This window comes from Embleya sp. NPDC059213 (genome assembly GCF_042754445.1).
Classification (GTDB): domain Bacteria; phylum Actinomycetota; class Actinomycetes; order Streptomycetales; family Streptomycetaceae; genus Embleya.
Genome location: NZ_JBHZAV010000117.1, coordinates 1 through 19,080, shown reverse-complemented (window position 1 = coordinate 19,080; position 19,080 = coordinate 1). Strand labels below are relative to the sequence as shown.

Annotated in this window: 13 protein-coding genes; 9 read left to right on the top strand and 4 right to left on the bottom strand. The window is 69.3% G+C overall.

The genetic code is table 11. The features are described 5' to 3' along the window. Positions 1-5: 5 nt before the first annotated feature. Positions 6-1,505: an aminotransferase class V-fold PLP-dependent enzyme gene (locus ACFXMF_RS32780; protein WP_360314037.1), complete on the top strand. Its 1,500-nt coding sequence runs from the start codon at positions 6-8 to the stop codon at positions 1,503-1,505. 54 nt (positions 1,506-1,559) lie between these two features. On the opposite strand, the gene ACFXMF_RS32775 is transcribed toward ACFXMF_RS32780, so the two are convergent. Then, entirely contained in the window at positions 1,560-3,164 is a 1,605-nt protein-coding gene (locus ACFXMF_RS32775; protein WP_360314035.1) for a helix-turn-helix domain-containing protein, read from the bottom strand. An 83-nt stretch (positions 3,165-3,247) separates the two neighbouring features. Between ACFXMF_RS32775 and lysA the strand changes: the two genes are divergently transcribed. The 7 genes from lysA (at position 3,248) to ACFXMF_RS32740 (ending at position 14,661) form a co-directional block, all read left to right on the top strand. Further along, positions 3,248-4,561, top strand: a complete 1,314-nt coding sequence (gene lysA / locus ACFXMF_RS32770) for a diaminopimelate decarboxylase (RefSeq protein WP_360314033.1) — start codon at positions 3,248-3,250, stop codon at positions 4,559-4,561. Between the two features lies 1 nt (position 4,562). Beyond that, entirely contained in the window at positions 4,563-6,170 is a 1,608-nt protein-coding gene (locus ACFXMF_RS32765; protein ID WP_379989539.1) for an amidohydrolase family protein, read from the top strand. A gap of 54 nt (positions 6,171-6,224) precedes the next feature. Next, positions 6,225-7,622, top strand: coding sequence for a serine hydrolase domain-containing protein (locus tag ACFXMF_RS32760; RefSeq protein WP_360314029.1), 1,398 nt, complete (start codon positions 6,225-6,227; stop codon positions 7,620-7,622). A 46-nt stretch (positions 7,623-7,668) separates the two neighbouring features. After that, entirely contained in the window at positions 7,669-8,796 is a 1,128-nt protein-coding gene (locus tag ACFXMF_RS32755; protein ID WP_360314027.1) for a dipeptidase, read from the top strand. Continuing rightward, positions 8,793-11,819: an aminotransferase gene (locus ACFXMF_RS32750; protein WP_379989538.1), complete on the top strand. Its 3,027-nt coding sequence runs from the start codon at positions 8,793-8,795 to the stop codon at positions 11,817-11,819. The genes ACFXMF_RS32755 and ACFXMF_RS32750 overlap by 4 nt, the downstream gene beginning before the upstream one ends. A 65-nt stretch (positions 11,820-11,884) precedes the next feature. Continuing rightward, a complete protein-coding gene (locus ACFXMF_RS32745; protein ID WP_379989537.1) occupies positions 11,885-12,934 on the top strand; it encodes an agmatine/peptidylarginine deiminase in 1,050 nt (349 codons plus the stop codon). After that, positions 12,931-14,661 (top strand): amidase, encoded by a 1,731-nt coding sequence (locus ACFXMF_RS32740; protein ID WP_379989536.1) that lies wholly within the window; start codon positions 12,931-12,933, stop codon positions 14,659-14,661. Before ACFXMF_RS32745 ends, ACFXMF_RS32740 begins: the two co-directional genes overlap by 4 nt. Positions 14,662-15,087: 426 nt before the next feature. Here ACFXMF_RS32740 and ACFXMF_RS32735 read toward each other — a convergent pair whose 3' ends face one another. The 3 genes from ACFXMF_RS32735 to ACFXMF_RS32725 form a co-directional block, all read right to left on the bottom strand. Further along, positions 15,088-16,071 (bottom strand): MsnO8 family LLM class oxidoreductase, encoded by a 984-nt coding sequence (locus tag ACFXMF_RS32735; RefSeq protein ID WP_360314019.1) that lies wholly within the window; start codon positions 16,069-16,071, stop codon positions 15,088-15,090. A 260-nt stretch (positions 16,072-16,331) separates the two neighbouring features. Further along, on the bottom strand, positions 16,332-17,384 hold the full coding sequence (locus tag ACFXMF_RS32730) for an aldo/keto reductase (protein ID WP_379989535.1): 1,053 nt from the start codon (positions 17,382-17,384) through the stop codon (positions 16,332-16,334). A gap of 117 nt (positions 17,385-17,501) precedes the next feature. Beyond that, positions 17,502-17,969, bottom strand: coding sequence for a VOC family protein (locus ACFXMF_RS32725; protein ID WP_360314015.1), 468 nt, complete (start codon positions 17,967-17,969; stop codon positions 17,502-17,504). A 113-nt stretch (positions 17,970-18,082) separates the two neighbouring features. Here ACFXMF_RS32725 and ACFXMF_RS32720 point away from each other — a divergent pair, with 113 nt between their 5' ends. Continuing rightward, on the top strand, positions 18,083-19,072 hold the full coding sequence (locus ACFXMF_RS32720; RefSeq protein WP_360314013.1) for a WYL domain-containing protein: 990 nt from the start codon (positions 18,083-18,085) through the stop codon (positions 19,070-19,072). The last annotated feature ends 8 nt before the right edge of the window (positions 19,073-19,080 follow it).

The following is a 19,080-nucleotide window of genomic DNA, read 5'->3' as shown; positions in this document are numbered from 1 at the left end:
GAAGGATGAAACCGACCATCCACTACGACGGACGTCCTCGGGCCGGTGCAGACGACGAAGCACCGTACGCCGACGCATTGCTTCGTCATGCCGCCCGCAGGCCGGTGTCGTTCATGGTGCCCGGCCATGGTGCCACCGGCGACGGTTTCGCCGCGGGGCAGGCGGAGTTCGCCGGGGAACGGGCGCTGGCCATCGATGTCACACAGCTGCTCGACGGCATCGACCTCGGAAGAGACTCCCCGCGCGAGCGTGCCCATCAGCTGGCCGCCAGGGCATGGGGCGCCCGGCGGACCTGGTTCCTCACGAGTGGGTCCTCGCAGGGCAACCGGCTCGCGGCGCTCGCGGTGAGTCAGCTGGGTGACGGGATCGTCATTCAGCGCAGCGCGCACTCGAGTGTCGTGGACGGCGTCATCCTCGCCGGGTTGCGTCCGGCCTACGCCCTGCCCGGCGTGGACGTACGCAACGGCATCGCCCACGGTGTCACGCCGGCGTCCATCGCGAAGGCGATCGCCGACCATCCCGGGCCGGTGACAGCGGTCTACATCGTGAGCCCGAGCTATTTCGGGGCGGTCGCCGACGTGCCGACCATCGCCCGGTTGGTCCACGACGCGGGCGCCGTGCTCATCGTCGACTGCGCCTGGGGAGCCCACTTCGGGTTCCACCCGGACCTGCCCCCCTCCCCCGTGCGGCAGGGGGCCGACATCGTCGTCATGAGTACGCACAAGATGACGTCGTCCCTGCACCAGAGCGCGATGCTGCACCTCGGCGACACCGATCTCGCCGACACTCTGGAGCCCGCTCTCGAACGGGCCTATCGAATGACGACCTCCACGAGTGAGAGTTCACTGCTGATCGGATCGATCGATGTCGCCCGTCGCGACCTTCAACGGGGCGGGCCGCACGTCGACGACGCGCTGCGTGCCCTGGGAGCGGCGCGTGACCGCATTCGGGCGGAGCAAGGAATCTCGTTGATCGAGGACACCTTTTTCTCCCACCCGGACATCGTCGACCATGATCCCCTGCGCATGCCGATCGACGTCAGCGGGATCTGCGCGGATGCGCACGCCCTGCGGCTCACGTTGGCGCGCGACTTCGGCGTATGGGTGGAGATGGCGACGCGCACGACGCTCGTCCCGCTCGTGGGGATCGGCAAGCGAACCTCGTTCGACCGACTCATCGACGCCGTCCTCGAAACCCGGGGAGACGCGGTGCCGAACGAGATCGGCGACCCGGCGGACCTGCCGTCGCCCGGGAGAACACAGGTCTCTCCGCGTGACGCGTTCTACGCGCCGTCCGAGGTCGTCCCGCACACGGAGGCGGTGGGCCGGACGAGCGCTGACGCCCTTTCCGCGTATCCTCCGGGAATCCCCAATATTCTGCCCGGTGAGGAAATCACTCGACCCGCCGTCGACTTCCTACTGCAGGTTGCCCGTTCACCGGGCGGGTACGTTCGAGGCGCCGTGGTTCCCGACGTGAGTCGCTTTCGCGTGATCAGGAAGCCGTAGCGGACATCGATTCTCGGGAATCGGACCGCAACGCCTCTTCGGTCACGCCCCGCGTCAGGAGGCCCGGACTCCGGAATGCGTGCGCAGCTGCAACCAGACGCTCAAGCACGAATCGGCATCCTCCAGGTCCACTCCTGTCAGTTCGGAGAAGCGGCGAAGCCGATACCGCAGCGTGTTGGGGTGTACCTGGAGTTCCTGCGCCGCCCGGCTCACCTCGAACCGTGCCTCGAACCACGCCGCCACGCTGTTGGCGATCTCCCGATTGCGGGCCGAGGCGGTGAAGATCCGGGCGATCTCCGTATCACGCAGCCAGGGAGTTCTCGTCAGCTCGGCTGCGACGTGTCGCAGAATCACGTCCACCCGGACGTCGCGCAGGGTTGCGGTAGGCCGGTCCGAGCGGACGACGAGCGCCTCCAGCACGTCGTCCGCCTCGGCGCGCAGATCCGTGAGCGGCCGGGTCGCGTCATGGTCGACGGCGACCGCGCCGAACAGCCGTCGCCGCGCTCGGCTTCCCGGGATGCCGGTGATCGACTCGGCCAGGGAGGACGCGGCAGAGCTCACCTGATCGTCGGCGAGGAGGACGTAGACAACCCCTCCGGACACCGTGATCGGGGCGCTGGGGCGCAGAGCGCTGATCTGGCGTGCGACATTCTGTGTGGCGCCGGCCGCCGCCGAGGATTCGGACCGGTCCGCCCCTGTGCCCCCGAATCCGAACGCGAGCAGCGCGCGAGGCACATCGTCCCGCAAACGGAGCCGCGTACGGGCACCGTCCGCGTTCCCCGTTCCGTCGATGAGCGACCGCAGAGCGTCGCCGCGGAGTTCGTGATGGAGCTCGAAGGGACTGCGCGCACGCAGCATGTGCAACGCCGCCAACTGAGCGCCCTGCCGCAGAGCGGCTTCGTCACGAGGGCTCATGCCGTTTTCGCCCTCGATCGCCCAAATCGTGCCGAGCGGAAGGTCGCCGGCCTTGACGGCCATCGCCGCACGCGCGAGTTCGTCACCGTTGCGCTCGAACCTGACCACGCCGTCGGACCGCAGGATGCGCCCGTACCGTTCCCGATCTCCCGGATCGTGCGGAGCGCTCCGGTCGAGGATGCCTTCGCTGCGTACCGCGTCGATACGCTGGCCCGGAACGCTCGAGTAGGCGACGACGCGCTGAGAGAGATCCTCGATCGACACCGAGCCACCGATCGTCGCCGCGACCGCGTCGGCGATCACGTACAGCTCCTCGACACCGACGGCGGGTCCTCCATCGGACGGCGCCCAGTGCGATTCGATCACCGTGTCGAGCAGCGCGGCCAGCTCACGCCAGTTCAGCTCGCTGTCGAAAGACATCAGCGAAACCCCGGCCTCGGCTGCCGTGCGCAGGACCGTCGGCGTCGCCGACGCACCCGCTCGGAGGAACACCGCACCGAACCCACGCTCGGCGGCTTCCCTCACCGATGCCTCGATCTGCGGCACGTCGCCGTACCCCGCCAGTAGCAGGATGCCACCCGACACATCGGGTAGCCCCTCCCCCGGCCCCGCGATGACGGTGCTACGCACGAAAAGCGCGCCCGCGGCGGTCGACTCGACGAGAACGGTGACCTGCAGCGGGAGCACCCGCTGCAGCAGCTCCTCCAGGGAGCAGCCGGCAACTGGCCGATCAGACAAGTTCATTCGCGAATACTAGTCACATCGGCTACAGATTCGCCCCGGATGGAGTCCCTAGCCTGATCGTAAATCAGAAGGCGGGAACTCATATGACGACGTCGACCCTCGACGCATCAGACACAAATCCGAACGACGACGCGCGCGCATTGATTGAATTGTTCCCCGAAGGAACATATGTTGATGCCGAGGACGAGTTGGTCGTGGGAGGCGTTCGGCTGACGGATATCGCGCAGCGGTTCGGCACCCCTGCCTACGTGCTCGACGAGACCGCGCTGATCCGCCAGGCGACATTGTTCCGCGAGGCGCTGGCCGCCAGATGGCCGAACTCACGCGTTGTCTTCGCATCGAAAGCGTTCCCGGCGACAGCTGTCTATCGGACGCTCGCGGAAGCGGGGCTCGGAGCGGATGTCGCGGGCGGTGGCGAGCTTGTTCTCGCGCTCGGTGCGGGGGTTGAACCCGACACCATCGTGATGCACGGCAACGCGAAATCGGTGGACGAACTCCAGGCCGCGGTCGACGCGGGAGTGGGGCTCATCGTCATCGACAACTTCGATGACATCGCGAAGCTGGAAGAGATCGTCACCGGCCGCCAGGACGTCCTGATCCGTGTGCTCCCCGATGTCGCCGCCGAGACGCACGAGGCGCTGGCGACAGGAAAGCAGGGATCGAAGTTCGGTCTGCAGCGGGCAGACGCCCAACGGGCGATCGCTCGCCTCCGTTCCAGTGAGCACCTCGATCTTCGCGGTCTGCACATGCACATCGGAAGCCAGATATGCGAGGTCGAGCCCTATGTTGCGGCCGTGCGAGCACTCGCCTCCTACGGCGAGTTCGACATCTACGATCTGGGCGGCGGTCTGGGCGTCCGCTACACGTACGACGACGCTCCGCCGAGCGTCGAAGCCTGGCTCGACGGCCTCATCGGCGCCGCCACGAAGTATCTGCCGGCGCACGCGCAGTTGCTGATCGAGCCGGGCCGCAGCGTCGTGGCGCGAAGCGGGCTGACGCTGTACCGGGTCGTCTCGGTGAAGGAGGGACGACCGACGTTCGTCGCGGTCGACGGAGGCATGGGTGACAACCTCGAAGTGTCCCTGTACGGGCAAAGGTTCGAGGCGACCGTCGTGAACCGCGTCGGCGGCGGAGAGGCCGTGGACCTCGTCGGCAGGCACTGCGAATCCGGTGACCGGATCAGCACGGGTGTGGCGCTGCGCGAACCCCGGGTCGGCGATGTCGTGGCGGTGCCCGTGACGGGGGCGTACTGCCACACCATGTCGAACAACTACAACGGTGCCCGTCGGCCACCCGTGATCTTCGTCGGCGGGGGGCGGTCGCGTGCGGTGGTCCGCCGCGAGACCTACGAGGATCTGAGGCGCCGCGACCTCCTCGACCCCAAGGAAGGCGTGTGACATGTCCGAGATGACGAACGACCTCGTGATCCGCGGCGGTACCGTCGTCGACGGGACCGGAGCGCCGCGGAAGACCGCCGACATCGCCGTCTCGCACGGTCGAATCGTTCACGTCGGGGACATCGAGCCGGACGGGCGATTCGAACTCGACGCGACCGGGCTCGTCGTCGCTCCGGGGTTCGTCAACATCCTGAGCCACGCGTACGAGTCGCTGCAGCAGGACGCCCGTGGATTGTCGGACCTGTATCAGGGCGTCACCACGGAAGTCTTCGGAGAGGGATACTCGCTCGGCCCGGTCGTCGACCGCGCCGTCGAAATCGTCGATCCCACGCCCCGGGAAGACGGAGTCCGCACCGCCTTTCCGCGGTTGAACGACTTCCTCGAGAGCCTTGAGGCCAACGGCGTCGGACCGAACGTCGCGAGTTTCGTCGGCGCGCACAATCTCCGTGCGATCCGCGCCGGCGCGGACGAACGGCAGCTCACCGACGACGAACTCCGATCGGTCTGCGGCATCCTCGACGAGGAGCTCGCCGCCGGCGCACTCGGCGTCGGCTCGTCACTCCTGTACGCCCCCGGCATCTATGCCTCGACCGAGGAGCTGGCGGCGTACGCGGGAGTGGCGAGCGCGCACGGCGCCCTCTACATCTCACACATCAGGGACGAGGCCGCGCATCTGGAGAAGTCCGTCCGTGAGGTGATCGACATCGCCCGGATGTCCGCCGGCCGGGTACATGTGTGGCACCTCAAAGCCTCCGGCCGTGACAACTGGCACCGGATGGCCGAAGCGATCCGCCTGATCGCGGACGCGCGGGAGGAAGGGATGGAGATCAGCGCCGATCTCTATCCCTACGAGGCAGGCGGTACGAGCCTGGCCGCGTGCATTCCACCGTGGTACTTCGACGGCGGAGAGAAGGCCCTGTTGAAACGTATCGCGGACCCGGTCGGCAGGGCGCAGATCATCGCGGACATCCGGGTGCCGGGCGGCACGTGGGAGAACATCTATCTCGATGCGGGCGGCGCCGAAGGTGTCCTGCTCCAGGGCGGACGCGGCTCGAACGCCGAGGCTGCCGGAAAGACGTTGGCGCAGTTCAGTGCCCTCCGTGGCTACGGCGATCCCCTCGAAGCGCTCCTGGATCTCGTGGCCGAGGACCCGCACACGGAGGCCCTCTACTTCTGCATGTCGGAGGAGAACATCCGCCTCGGTCTGGAACAGTCGTGGGTGAGTGTGTGCTCCGACGCCGAAGCGGCCTCGACGGAGCCGCCGTTTTCGGACTCCCCGACACACCCGCGAGCCTACGGCTCCTTTGCGCGCGTCCTCGGTCCATACGTGCGTGACGGCCTGCTGACGCTGGAGGAGGCCGTGCGTCGCATGACGAGCCTGCCGGCGGACACGCTGAGACTCGTCGGACGAGGGAGGGTCAAGGCAGGCGAGTGGGCCGACCTCGCGATCTTCGATCCGGACGCGGTCCAGGATCACGCGACGTACTCCGAACCCCACCGCTACGCCACAGGAATGCACCACGTGCTCGTCAACGGCCGCTTCGCACTGCGTGACGGGAACCCCACGGGCGCACTCGCGGGTCGGGCACTGAGGCGCGGCGTGCGCTGACGCACCCGAGGACGCCCCCGCAACATTCATCATCACTTCACGGAGAAGAACACCATGGCGATCACCAAGATCACCCTTGCTCCCGACTTCACCAAGGCCGTTCGCGGGGTGCTGGAGGACACCTCGTGGGCGGCCGGCCTCTCCCTGGCGATCACGGACCGGGACGGAGTTCTCGCACAGACGTCCGCCGGATTCGCCGACCTCGCCGCCGGGAGCCCCGTCCGTGACGACACGCTCTTCGAGATCGGTTCGATCTCCAAGGGATTCACAGCGGCACTGATCCTTCAGGCACGGGACAGCGGGCTGCTCGACCTGGACGCGCCGGTGACCCGCTACCTGCCCTGGTTCGCGGTGAAGTCGAAGTTCGCGCCGATCACCGTCCGGCATCTGCTGAACCACACGGCGGGTATCGTCGGCGGCGCGGAGTACACGGGCGAGTCCGCGTTCGAGGTCTGGGCGCTCCGCGACACGGAAGCGACGACCCCGCCCGGCACCTGGCACTACTACTCCAACACGGGTTACAAGGCGCTCGGCCTCGTTCTGCAGGCGGTCCACCGCCGGCCCTACGAGCAAGTACTCGCCGAGCGCCTGCTCGATCCGCTCGCCATGACCGGATCGCACGCGGCGATCACGCACGACACACGCCGCCGTCTCGCCGTCGGCTACGGTCCCTTCTACGACGACCGGGCGCCTCGTCGCGCTGATGGACTGGCGCCGGCGGACTGGCTCGAGACGGCCACCGCCGACGGCAGCATCGCCTCCACGGCCTCGGAGATGACCGCGTGGATACGACTCCTGCTGGGGGACGGCAGCGGCCCAGGCGACGTCCGCCTGCTGCGGACCGCCAGCCTGCACGAGATGTTCACCGACTGCGTCGAGGCCGAGGAACCGCCCTACACCTACGGGCTCGGCATGTATGTGTACCAGCGTGCGGGCCGCGAGTACGTCGCGCACACCGGAGGAATGGTCGGCTACAACGCCGCTCTCGTCTGCGACCGCGAACGGGGCCTGGGCGCTGTCGTCCTCGCGAACGGCAGCGGAGCGTGGTCGGACGTCGCCCACTTCGCGATCGATTGGGTCGACGCCGCGCTGTCCGGTCGCCCGTCACCCGCGCTCGTGCTGCCCGAGTCCGCGCTGGAGGAAGCGCCGCAGGAGCCCAGCGTCATCGAGGAACCGCCTGCGGAATGGAAGCCCGTCGTCGGCCATTACCGCGGCTACAACCCGTGGCTTTCCAACATCCGGGTGCAGTGCAGCGGAGGCCGTCTCTGGGTCTGGCAGGGCGACTTCGCGAGCGACCTCGGCGAGCCGCTGGTTCCGCTGCCCGACGGCAGCTTCCGCATCGGTGAGGACGAGCGTTCACCGGAGCGGCTGGCTTTCGACGTCGTCCTCGACGGCAAGGCGACCCGGGCGACGTTGTCGGGCTACCCGCTGTACCGGACGTTCACTCCGTGACGTGCGTTGCGCAACACCGCCGGGGCGAGCGGCTCGTCATCGGCCCATGTCCTCGGTGCTTCGCCTTCCGCGCTCGCCAGGCACCGGAACGACGTCAGAACCAGAGAAAGGTGCGGCTCGGATGATTCCGGTCATCGACGGACACAATGACCTCGCGTGGGCGCGTCGCGCACACCACGGTTACGCCTCGGCAGGACTTGACGAGCACGTGCCCGGGCTGCACACCGATCTCCCACGGCTGACGGCCGGCGGCGTCGGCGGACAGTTCTGGTCGGTATGGGTCGATCCGGAACTTGTGGGCGCGGACCAGGTGACGGCGACGCTCGAGCAGATCGACTTCGTCCACCGTCTCGTCGACGCCTACCCCACTCGGCTACGGTTCGCCCGGACAGCGGCGGATGTACGCGCTGCCTTCGACGAGGGACGAATCGCCTCCCTGATCGGGGTCGAAGGCGGGGCGCAACTGGGTGGCTCGCTCGCCGTGTTGCGTCAGTACGCCCGGCTCGGAGCGCGCTATCTCACCCTCACCTGGTCACGGACCACGCACTGGGCAGACTCGGCGACGGACGACGCACGGCACGGAGGCCTCACCGACTTCGGCCGGGATGTCGTCAAGGAGATGAACCGGATCGGCGTCCTGGTCGATCTCGCCCACGTCTCCCCGGCGACGATGCGAGACGCGCTGGCCGTGAGCACGCGGCCCATGATCGTGAGCCACTCGGGCGCCCGCCGGATCTGCGACCACCCCCGTAACGTCCCCGACGATGTTCTGGCCGCTGTCGGCGCCACCGAGGGCGTCGTCATGGTCGCCTTCGTGCCGTCGTTCCTCACAGCCGAGTGCCACGCGTGGGAACGTGCCGGTGAGCAGGGGGAGATGCCCCCGGTGGGCATCGCCGATGTAGCCGATCACATCGAGCACGTGCGCGAGGTCGCGGGCGTCCATGCGGTGGGCATCGGCGCCGACTACGACGGAACCGACCGGATGCCGGCGGGTCTCGAAGACGTCTCGCGCTACCAGGAGCTTCTGCACGAGCTCCGCCGCCGCGGCTGGAGCGAACCCGACCTGGAGCGCCTCGCCCACGGCAACATCCTGCGCGTGCTGGAGGTCTCCGACGCGGATCACCTCTCCTTCCTCCGGGGCACCTCCGACGGCAGCGGGACGTGGACCGCGTGAACGACAGACACAGCGCATCGATGCGGCCGGCCGTCTCCGAGACGGACGCGGAGACCATCGCGCGGGACTGCTACGGCATCGAGGCGGTGGCGCGCGAGCTGGGCAGCAACCAGGACCGCAATTTCCTCCTGCGGGAACCCGACGGAACGCGCAGCGTGCTGCGGATCGACAACCCGACCTTCGGGGACGACGCCCGTGATGCCCAGCACGCCGCACTGGACGCCTATCGCGCCGCGGGCATCCCCGTTCCTGTTGTCCTGGCCGGTCCGAACGGGGAGCTGACACAGCGCAGCGGCGGCGGATATGCCGTTCGGCGCAGTGAGTTCGCAGACGGCGAACCGATGCTCGACGCGGGTTACTTCGCCCCCGTGGTGCTGCAGGAGTTCGGCGCTCTCGCGGCCTCGTCCGTGAACGCGCTCGCAACTCTCGCGCATCCGGGACTGGACCGCGAGCACATGTGGGTCATGGCGGTCGCGCATCGGGAAGTCGGGAGGTGTGCGCCCGCGATCCGCGATCGCGCGCTCCGTCAACGCGTGACCGCCGCCGCCGGCGAGGCCCGATCCGTCCTTGACGAAGTCGCGAGCGGCCTGCCGATCCAAGCGATCCACGGTGATCTCACCGACGACAACGTCATGGGGGTACGCGGGGAGGACGGCCGTCTGCACCCGCGCGTCGTGCTCGATCTCGGTGACCTCGCCTATGGCTGGCGCGTCGCAGAGCTCGCGATCACGGCGTCGTCGCTGCTGCATCACGAACCGGAGCGTCCGCTGCGCGTGTTCGACGCGGTCGAGGCGTTCCATTCCCGTGCGCCGCTGTCGGACACCGAGGCGCGAGCCCTGTGGCCGCTCATCGTCCTGCGCGGCGCCATCCTCGTCGCGAGCGGATGGCGGCAACTGGAGATCGACGGCGACAACGCGTACGCACGCGACCGAATCCGCGTCGAGCAGGCGATCTTCGATGCGGCGACGTCTGTGCCGCTTGCCGAGGCCGTCGAGTACGCGACCGTGCGTCTTCGCTCCGCCGACCCTCTCGCGGTGCCGGATCGCCTCGGCGCGGATGCCCCGGAGCCTCACCCGAAACGCGCCCGGTCCTTGCCTGTCCGTTCTCTGCTGCCCGAGATCGCCGGCGACGTTGTCGTGGTGGACGCCGGTGTGGAGAGCCCGTGGCTGGAGGCCGGGCGGTGGCTCGACGCCGACGCGGAGGACCGCCTCGTGGCGCGAGCCTTCGCCGGTGGCTCCGCGGTCGCGGTGCTTCCCTTCGGCGTCTACCGCCTCACCCGCACGACGATCGACTGCCCGGACGCCGCGGCGACCTGGCCCATCGGCACGGAACTGCATGTTGCCCCGGGGCCCCGGCTCGTGGTGACGACTCCCGTCGAAGCCACCGTGTTCGCCGCGGGCGAGCACGGCGTCAGGCTCCGCCTCGGCGACGGTTGGTATCTCGACATCGACGGTTTTTCCGTCGATGTCGAAGTGAACAGCGTCCTTTCGCCGGGAACGCGCCTGGGCCTGCTCCCCTCCGCGTCGGAATCGCGCCGCCTCTGCGTCACCCTCATTCGCGCCGACGCGGTCGAAGGCCCGTCGCCGCCCGTCGACGCGGTCAAGGAACCGGACACCGGGCGTTCGGGACTGGTCACGCCGGAGCGGGTACCGGCATGGTCGGCTCTCGCCCGCGACCCGGCCGGTCTGCTCGGCCTCCCTTCGCAGGCCGAGCGGGACCAGTCGGCCGACGAACAGCGACGCCGCGAGCAGATCCTCGCCGGCGCCCAGGAGCGCTATTACGAGCATCCGATGCAGATCGAACGCGGTTGGCGTCACCACCTCGTCGACACCACGGGCCGCGCCTACCTCGATCTCGTCAACAACGTGGCCGGCCTCGGGCACGGGCACCCGGGTGTCGCCGACGCTGTCGACCGGCAGATTCGCATCCTCAACACGAACTCGCGCTTTCTCTACCGCGAGCTGGCCGAATACAGTGAGCGACTTCTCGCGCTGCTTCCTCCACATTCGCCGCTCGACACCGTCGTGCTCGTGAACTCCGGATCCGAGGCCGTCGATCTCGCCCTGCGGCTCGTGCAAGCGGCGACCGGCCGCAAGACCGTCGTCGCACTTCGGGAGGCCTATCACGGGTGGACAATGGCCAGTGACGCGGTCACCACCAGCGCCTACGACAACCCGTACGCTCTCGATACACGTCCCGAGTGGATTCACGTCGCGGACGTTCCCAACCGCTTCCGCGGTACATACCGAGGCGCGGCGGAGGACCGGTCGGTCGGCGCTCGCTACGCCGCGGATCTCGGAGCCGATCTCGACAAGCTCGCACGCCGTGGCCGCCCGGCGGCCGGATTCATCTGCGAATCGGTGCTCGGCAACGCCGGCGGAGTCCTGCTGCCGGAGGGATACCTCGCCGATGTCTACGCGCGGGTGCGCGCGGCGGGCGGCTTGTGCATCGCCGACGAGGTCCAGGTCGGCTTCGGGCGCACGGGGGCGGGCTTCTGGGGATTCGAGCGGTCCGCAGTCATGCCGGATGTCATCGCCATCGCGAAGCCGATGGGCAACGGTTTCCCCATCGGGGGAGTCATCACCTCGCGGGCCGCGGCGGACGCCCTCACCTCCCAGGGGCAGTTCTTCTCCTCGACCGGCGGAAATCCGCTCTCCTGCCGCGTCGGGCTCGCGGTGCTCGACGCCATGGAGGCCGAGGGCACTCAGCGGAACGCGCGGGAGATCGGTCGTCACCTTGCGGCCGGTTTCCGGGCGCTCGCGGAACGGCACGGCATCATCGGGCCGATCCACGGCGAGGGCCTCTATCTCGGCGTGGAACTGGTCCGCGACCGGGACACCCTCGAACCGGCGGCGCAGGAAGCCGCGGCGATCTGCGAACGCCTGAGGGAACTGGGCGTGATCGTCCTCACCACGTCCGAACGATCGAACGTTCTGAAGGTCAAACCGCCCCTGTGCATCACGGCCGAGAGCGCCGACTACGCGGTCGCCGCTCTCGATCGTGTCCTCACCGAGGGATGGTGACGACACATGCGAGGCGCAGCATCCGCACGCAGATCGCTCACCACGCGACCACTTCGGAGAACACGATGACATGGCGCATGCCGTCCGAGACCGCCCCCCATGCACGCACATGGATGGCCTTCCCCCGTGAAGGCCGCAACCTGGGGGAAGGCGACACGTTCAAGCAGACGGGTTACGACTCCTGGACCACCGTCGCGCACGCAATCGCCGACTTCGAACCGGTGACCATGGTCGTCGATCCGACCGAGCGGGACCGCGCGAGGCGCATGCTGGGCGGACACATCGACCTCGTCGAGGCTCCTCTCGACGAGTTCTGGATGCGGGACTTCGGCCCGACGTTCGTCGTCGACGACGAACAGCCGGGCGTCCTCGGCGCGGTCGAATGGATCTTCAACGGCTGGGGCGACCCGGAGTGGTCCGAGTGGCGCCTGTCCGCCGACATCGCCCGCCGGGTGACCGATCTGGTCGGCGCCGAAGCTGTGCGATCCCTGCTGGTGAACGAGGGCGGCGGCATCCACGTCGACGGCGAGGGCACGGTACTGGCGACGAAGACGGTCCAGCTCGATCCCCGACGCAACCCGTTCGCGCGCCGGGACCACGTCGAGGCGGAGTTCATGCGCACGCTCGGTGCGACCAAGGTCGTATGGCTGGCCCGGGGACTGACGCGCGACTACGAGCTGTTCGGAACGAAGGGCCACGTCGACATGGTCGCGACGATCCCCTCCCCCGGGGTGCTGCTGCTGCACACGCAGACCGATCCCGATCACCCCGACTTCGCCGTGACCCGCGACCTGCGCGCTCGGCTCGCGGATGAGACGGACGCCGCCGGCCGCCGGTTCCGGATCATCGAAGTCCCGGCGCCCACGGCCATCCGCGACAAGGACGGATTCGTGGACTACTCCTACGTCAACCACCTCGTAGTCAACGGAGGAATCATTTCGTGCGGATTCGGAGACGACCGAGCGGACCGCGCCGCTCGTGACATCCTCGAATCGGCCTATCCCGGACGGCGTGCCGTCACCGTCGATTCCCGGGCGATCTTCGCCCGCGGCGGGGGTATTCACTGCATCACCCAGCAGCAGCCCGCTCTCACCCCGGAGGAGGTCGCCCGATGACATTCGAGGTCTACGAGGCATCCATCGCAGAGCTGCGCCACGCCCTCGAATCCGGTACCGCGCGGTCAGTGGACCTCGTGAACGCGTACCTCGCACGCATCGCGGCGTACGACCGGCCGGAGAGCGCGACGGCTCTCAACGCCATGGTCGTCATCAATCCCGAAGCCCTCGACGAGGCCCGTGCGTCCGACGAGCGCCGGGCGCGACGTGAAGTCCGGGGGCCGCTGGACGGAATTCCCTACACGGCGAAGGACAGCTTCCTCGTCCGCGGGCTGACCGCAGCCTGCGGCAGCCCGGCCTTCGCCGACCTTGTCGCGCAACGTGACGCGTACACGATCGAACGGCTGCGAGCCGGCGGAGCAATCTGTCTCGGCCTGACGAACATGCCACCGATGGCCAACGGCGGCATGCAGCGAGGTGTTTACGGCCGCGCGGAAAGTCCCTACAACGCCGACTGGTTGACGAGCGGATTCGGCTCGGGGTCGTCCAACGGGTCGGGAACCGCCACGGCCGCCTCGTTCGCGGCATTCGGCCTGGCCGAAGAGACATGGTCGTCAGGCCGGACTCCCGCTTCGAACAACGCGTTGTGCGCGTACACGCCGTCTCGCGGTGTGATCTCGGTACGCGGCAACTGGCCGCTCGTGCCCACGATGGATGTCGTGGTCCCGCACACGCGCACCATGGCCGACATGCTCGAAGTGCTGGACGTGGTCGTCGGCGACGACGAGGACGGTCGCGGCGACTTCTGGCGAGCCCAGCCCTGGATATCGCTTCCCGCCGCTTCCGATGTACGCCCGAAGGTCTATCCGTCTCTCGCGCCCGCGAATGCGGTGGCCGCGAACCGCACGCTTTCCGGAATCCGCCTCGGCGTCCCGGCGATGTACATCAATGCCGACCCCGAGGCCGGCACGAACCCCGAGGGAGGAATCGGAGGTCCCACGGGGCAGCGCATCCATACCCGCGCGTCGGTTGTCGAGCTGTGGAACGCGGCTCGCCGCGATCTCGAAGCGGCCGGAGCAGACGTGCTCGAGGTCGATTTCCCGGTCGTCTCGAACTACGAAGGCGACCGGCCCGGCGCTCCCACGGTGAAGACCCGAGGACTCGTCCGTCCCGCGTTCCTCATCCGGGAGATCGTCGATCTCTCGGCGTGGGCATGGGAAGACTTCCTCCGCGCCAATGGCGATCCTGCACTGTCGACCCTCGCAGGCGTCGACGGCGCGACGATCTTTCCCCACCCGGTCGGCGCCCTGCCGGACCGCTACACCGGCTTCGATGACGACATCGCCGAATATCCCCAGTGGGTGCGCGAGCACGCGTACGCCGCGTTGACGGACATTCCCGAACTGGAAGCGGGTCTGCGGGGGCTGGAGGAAACCAGGCGCGTCGACCTCGAAGAGTGGATGGACGAGCGGGAACTCGACGGGGTCGTGTTTCCGGCCGTCGCGGATGTCGGCCCCGCGAACATGGACGTCAACCCGGCATCGGCCGATCTGGGCTGGCGAAACGGGGTGTGGGTGGCCAACGGCAACCTCGTCCCACGCCACCTCGGCATCCCCACGATCACCGTACCCATGGGGACGATGCACGACATCGGAATGCCGGTCGGGCTCACGTTCGCCGGACGGGCCTACGACGACACCAGGCTCCTCGCGATCGCCGCCGCGTTCGAGGCGACGGGGGAAAGGCGCACATCGCCGCCGCGCACGCCCCCGCTCGACCGAGGCTGAGCCCACATCCTGCCCGGTCAGCCGGGTCACCAGCCTCGCCCAGGCCCCCTGCCCTGCATCCGACCAGGTCGGGTCGGCCTGGCCGACCAACCGCTTCGGCTCCGGGCCGTAGTCGATTTTCAGGGCGTAGTGCACGGCGTCGTATCCGCCATTGCCCAGGGCTGCGCCGGCTCACCGCGGGCAACCCGACCCCCGGCCGTGTCCTACGGCGGCGTCTCGGCCGCTCTCCCGGCCCGCACCGCCGAGCGCGTCTGCATCATGTATCGCGGACGTCTCGTCGAATCCGGTGCGGTGGACCGGATCCTCGACCATCCGACCGATCCGTACACATCGAGCTGTTGCCGTCGATCCCTCGGTCGGGTGCCGTCTGGGTCGAGGCACCCGTCTCGACGGAGGTCCGACTCCGGTGGCGTGTCGTCGTCGGGCCTACTCGGCGGCTTTCGCGGCCAGTTCGTAGCAGCGGATGCGTGCGTCGGCATCGTGGACGGAGGCGTACAGCATCAGTTCGTCCGCGCCGGTCTGCTCCACGATCTCCGCGAACCGCCGCCGTACGGTCGTGACCGTGCCGCGTGCCTGAGCCGCACCGGTGGCCTCCACGTGGGCGCGGGTCTCCTCCGGGATCTCGTGGACGGCCGCCTCCTCCGGGGACGGCAGCGCCGACGAGGTCTGCCTGGATCGCGCCACGTCGGTCGGTCGGGCCAGACGTGCGGCCTCCGCCTCGGTGTCCGCCACGACCGTCTCGACCGCGACCATCACATGCGGCCGGTCCGCCCACCGTGACGGGGTGAACAGTTCCCTGTAACGCACTGCCGTGGCGATGGTGCGGTCCGGCCGGATGTGGTGCGCCAGCGCGATCGGCAGTCCCAGTCGCGCCGCCAGTTCCGCACTGGCCGGGCTGGACGCGAGCAGCCACGGGCGGGCGCCGCCCCCGTCCGATTGCCGGCCCGCGATCAGCCGCACGCCGCTTTCGCCGGAGAGGTGACGCAGCACGGCGGCCACGTCCTCGCCGTACTCCGTCTCCGTGCCCGGTTCGCCGCCCCGGCGCAACGCCCGCACGATCGACTCGTCGAAGGTACCCGGTCCCCGGCCCATGCCCATGTCGATGCGATCCGGATGCAGCGTCGCCAGTGTGGCGAACTGTTCCGCGAGCGCCAGCGGCGCGTGGTTGGGCACCAGGACACCGCCGGACCCGAGTCGGATCCGGCCGGTCCGTGCCGCGAAGTGCGCGATCAGAACCGCCGGCACCACGCTCGCGGAAAGGTCGGTCCCGTGATGCTCGGCGAACCAGACACGCCGGTATCCGAGATCGTCAAGACGACTCACGGTTCGGCTGGTCGCCGCGAGCGACTCGGCGGCGGTGCGTCCCTGCTCCGCGATCACGAGATCCAACGCGGACAGTGGGATCGGCATGAAGTGAGTCCCCATTTCCTGGTGATCGGCTCGGGGTGTCGTCGGATGGTGGGTCCGGTGCCGGTGCCCGTGCCGGCCCCGCAACCCGACGGGTCCGGAAACCACACCCACGAACCCGTGAGCCGGAACGGCCCCGTTTGCCGGGGGACTCGGACTTGTGGCCCGTGCCGGTCCTGGCCGGCCGGCGTCGTGGCGCCGGAATCGGCGGCCCGGCCGAACCCGTCGTCCCGGTGTGGGCGTCGTGGATGCCGACGCCGTCGTCACTGTGGCGATTGTCGGCGCGCCGCCCGGGTTTCGGTGGTGCGTCGGCGGAGTTCCGGCCGCGCGAGCGTGGGTGGGACGTAGGCGACGTCGACGGGTCCGACGTCGGTTCCCGGTCGCACGATCTCGTCGATGCCGTCGAGCAGGTCGTCGTCGAGGATCGTGTCCGCTCCCGCGAGGAGGGCGTCGAGCTGTTCGGGTGTGCGTGGGCCGATGATCGCCGAGGTGACCGCGGGGTGGGCGGTCACGAATGCCAGTGCGAGGTGGGGCAGCGACAGTCCGGCCTGCTCGGCGATCCGGGCGAGTGCTTCGACGGCGTCGAGCTTGCGTTCGTCGGTCATGTGCTGCCGTGCCCAGTGCAGGCGCCCGGCCGAGGCAGTTTCCCCGCTGCCCTTGCGGAGGCGACCGGCGAGCAGGCCCATCGCCAGCGGGCTCCACACCAGGACACCCAGCCCGTAGCGCTCGCAGACCGGCAGGATCTCGCGTTCGATCCCGCGGTTGAGGATCGAGTAGTGCGGCTGTTCGGAGCGGAAGCGGGCGAGCCCGCGCTGTTCGGCCACCCACTGGGCTTCGACGATGTCCGAGGCGGGCAGGTTGGAGTGGCCGATCGCACGGATCTTGCCCGCACTCAGCAGGTCGGTCAGCGCGCCGAGGGTTTCCTCGATGTCGGTGCCGGGCTCGGGGTGGTGGGCCTGGTAGAGGTCGATGTGGTCGACACCCAGGCGGCGCAGCGACCCTTCGACCGCGGAAACGATCCACCGGCGGGAGCTGCCGCGATGGTTGGGGTCGGATCCCATCGGGCCGTTGAATTTCGTGGCCAGGACGACGTCGTCGCGGCGGCCGCGCAGGGCCTTGCCGACGATCTTCTCGGCTTCCCCATCGCCACCGTAGACGTCGGCGGTGTCGATGACGTTGATGCCGCCATCGAGGGCGCGGTGGACGATGCGGACGCACGCGTCGGGGTCGGGGTTGCCGTACGGGCCGAACATCATGGTGCCCAGGGTGTAGGCACTGACCTGGATGCCGGTCCGGCCGAGCGGACGGGTTCGCATGGGTTTCTCCTGGGGTGGAGGTGTGCGGCCGGACCGGCCGCACACCTCAGGAAACGGTCAGGCCGGGGTGTACTCGCGAGGCGTGTGGCCGGACCGGCCGCACACCTCACGGAACGGTCAGGCCGGGGTGTACTCGGCCGCGACGTCGACGATCCAGGTGACGCCGAAGCGGTCGGCCAGCATCCCGAAGGCGGGCGCCCACTGGGCGGGACCGAACGCCTCGATCACGGTCGCGCCCTTGGCGAGGCCCTCCCACACGGGGGTGACCTCGTCGACGCTGTCGCCGCGGACGGACAGGAAGAACGGCTCCCGGGTGATCGTGGTGCCGTTTTCCCGACGCGTGGTAGGCGCGCCGTGGGCGGCCGGCGAGTGCTCGCCGGGCACGTCGTAGGCCATGACCCGGAAGCCGTTGTCGGCGACGACCTGGCCGAACACGACGTTCGTCGCGCCGGGCAGTTCGGCGGGCATTCCGAAGTCGGCGTAGGTGGCGACGGTGAGCCGGCCGCCGAAGACCGACTGGTAGAACTCCAGGGCTTCGCGGGCCTGGCCGTGGAAGTTCAGGTGGGCGACAGCGTTGAGCGACATCGTGTTCCGGTCCTTCACGAGTGATTTCCGGTGCCGGAGGTTTCCGGCGACGAGACCGACGATGTCGGCAGTACAGGTCGGAGAACGTCCGCTACCGGTGCCATGGTGAAAACATGCCGATCGCCTCCTCGACGACGACCTCCAGCCGGCTGCTGGCGCTGCTGTCCATGCTGCAGGCCCGCCGCGACTGGCCGGGCGGCCTGCTCGCCGAGCGGCTGGGCGTCAGCGCGCGAACCGTGCGCCGCGACGTCGACCGGCTGCGCGAGCTGGGTTACCCCGTGCAGGCGTTCAAGGGCCCCGACGGCGGCTACCGGCTCGAAGCGGGCAGCCGGGTGCCGCCGCTGCTGTTCGACGAGGAGCAGGCGGTCGCGCTGGCCGTGGCGCTGCGGATCGCCGTCGGGACGGGCGCGGGCATCGAGGAGGCTGCCGCGCGGGCGCTGGCCACCGTGCGGCAGGTGTTGCCGTCGCGGTTGCGGCAGCGGGTCGACGCCCTCGAGATCGGCGCGGCCGGGCACGGCGCCGATCCGCAGGTCGATACCGGGATCCTGCTGACGCTGAGTGCCGCGGTCCGCGCCGGGGAGGAGCTGCGGTTCGACTACCGCTCACCGGGGCGCACCGAGGATGCCGAGCCGCGCCCGCCTCGCCGGGTGCAGCCGCATCACCTGGTGGTGCGGGCCGGGCGCTGGTACGTCGTCGGCTGGGACCCCGACCGCGGCGACTGGCGGACCTTCCGTGTCGACCGGATGACACCGCGGATCCCGACCGGGCCGCGGTTCGCTCCCCGTGAAGTGCCGGGCGGGGACGTGACCGCCTTCCTGGCGGCCCGGTTCAAGGGTTCCGGGAGCACGGACGCCTGGCCCTGCCGTGGCGAGGTGATCCTCGGCCTGCCGGTGGCGGAGGTGGCCCCGTTCGTCGGCGACGGTGGCGTCGAGGAGCTCGGCGCCGACCGGACCAGGCTGACGACGGGATCCTGGTCCTGGGCCGCCCTCGCGGCGGCGTTGGCCCGCTTCGACACCGAGATCGAAGTGGTCGCCCCGCCCGAGTTGCGCGAGGCGTTCGCGGAGCTGTCCCGCCGCGCCGGCCGCGCTGCGGGAACCGGATAGGCCGGCAG

Bases quoted from the DNA above. Each gene is read 5' to 3' on its own strand.
- ACFXMF_RS32725 (WP_360314015.1), bottom strand. From the start codon at position 17,969: ATGTCGCTCAACGCTGTCGCCCACCTGAACTTCCACGGCCAGGCCCGC.
- ACFXMF_RS32735 (WP_360314019.1), bottom strand. From the start codon at position 16,071: ATGCCGATCCCACTGTCCGCGTTGGATCTCGTGATCGCGGAGCAGGGA.
- lysA (WP_360314033.1), top strand. From the start codon at position 3,248: ATGACGACGTCGACCCTCGACGCATCAGACACAAATCCGAACGACGAC.
- ACFXMF_RS32745 (WP_379989537.1), top strand. From the start codon at position 11,885: ATGACATGGCGCATGCCGTCCGAGACCGCCCCCCATGCACGCACATGG.
- ACFXMF_RS32755 (WP_360314027.1), top strand. From the start codon at position 7,669: ATGTCCTCGGTGCTTCGCCTTCCGCGCTCGCCAGGCACCGGAACGACG.
- ACFXMF_RS32720 (WP_360314013.1), top strand. From the start codon at position 18,083: ATGCCGATCGCCTCCTCGACGACGACCTCCAGCCGGCTGCTGGCGCTG.
- ACFXMF_RS32775 (WP_360314035.1), bottom strand. From the start codon at position 3,164: ATGAACTTGTCTGATCGGCCAGTTGCCGGCTGCTCCCTGGAGGAGCTG.
- ACFXMF_RS32740 (WP_379989536.1), top strand. From the start codon at position 12,931: ATGACATTCGAGGTCTACGAGGCATCCATCGCAGAGCTGCGCCACGCC.
- ACFXMF_RS32730 (WP_379989535.1), bottom strand. From the start codon at position 17,384: ATGCGAACCCGTCCGCTCGGCCGGACCGGCATCCAGGTCAGTGCCTAC.
- ACFXMF_RS32780 (WP_360314037.1), top strand. From the start codon at position 6: ATGAAACCGACCATCCACTACGACGGACGTCCTCGGGCCGGTGCAGAC.
- ACFXMF_RS32760 (WP_360314029.1), top strand. From the start codon at position 6,225: ATGGCGATCACCAAGATCACCCTTGCTCCCGACTTCACCAAGGCCGTT.
- ACFXMF_RS32765 (WP_379989539.1), top strand. From the start codon at position 4,563: ATGTCCGAGATGACGAACGACCTCGTGATCCGCGGCGGTACCGTCGTC.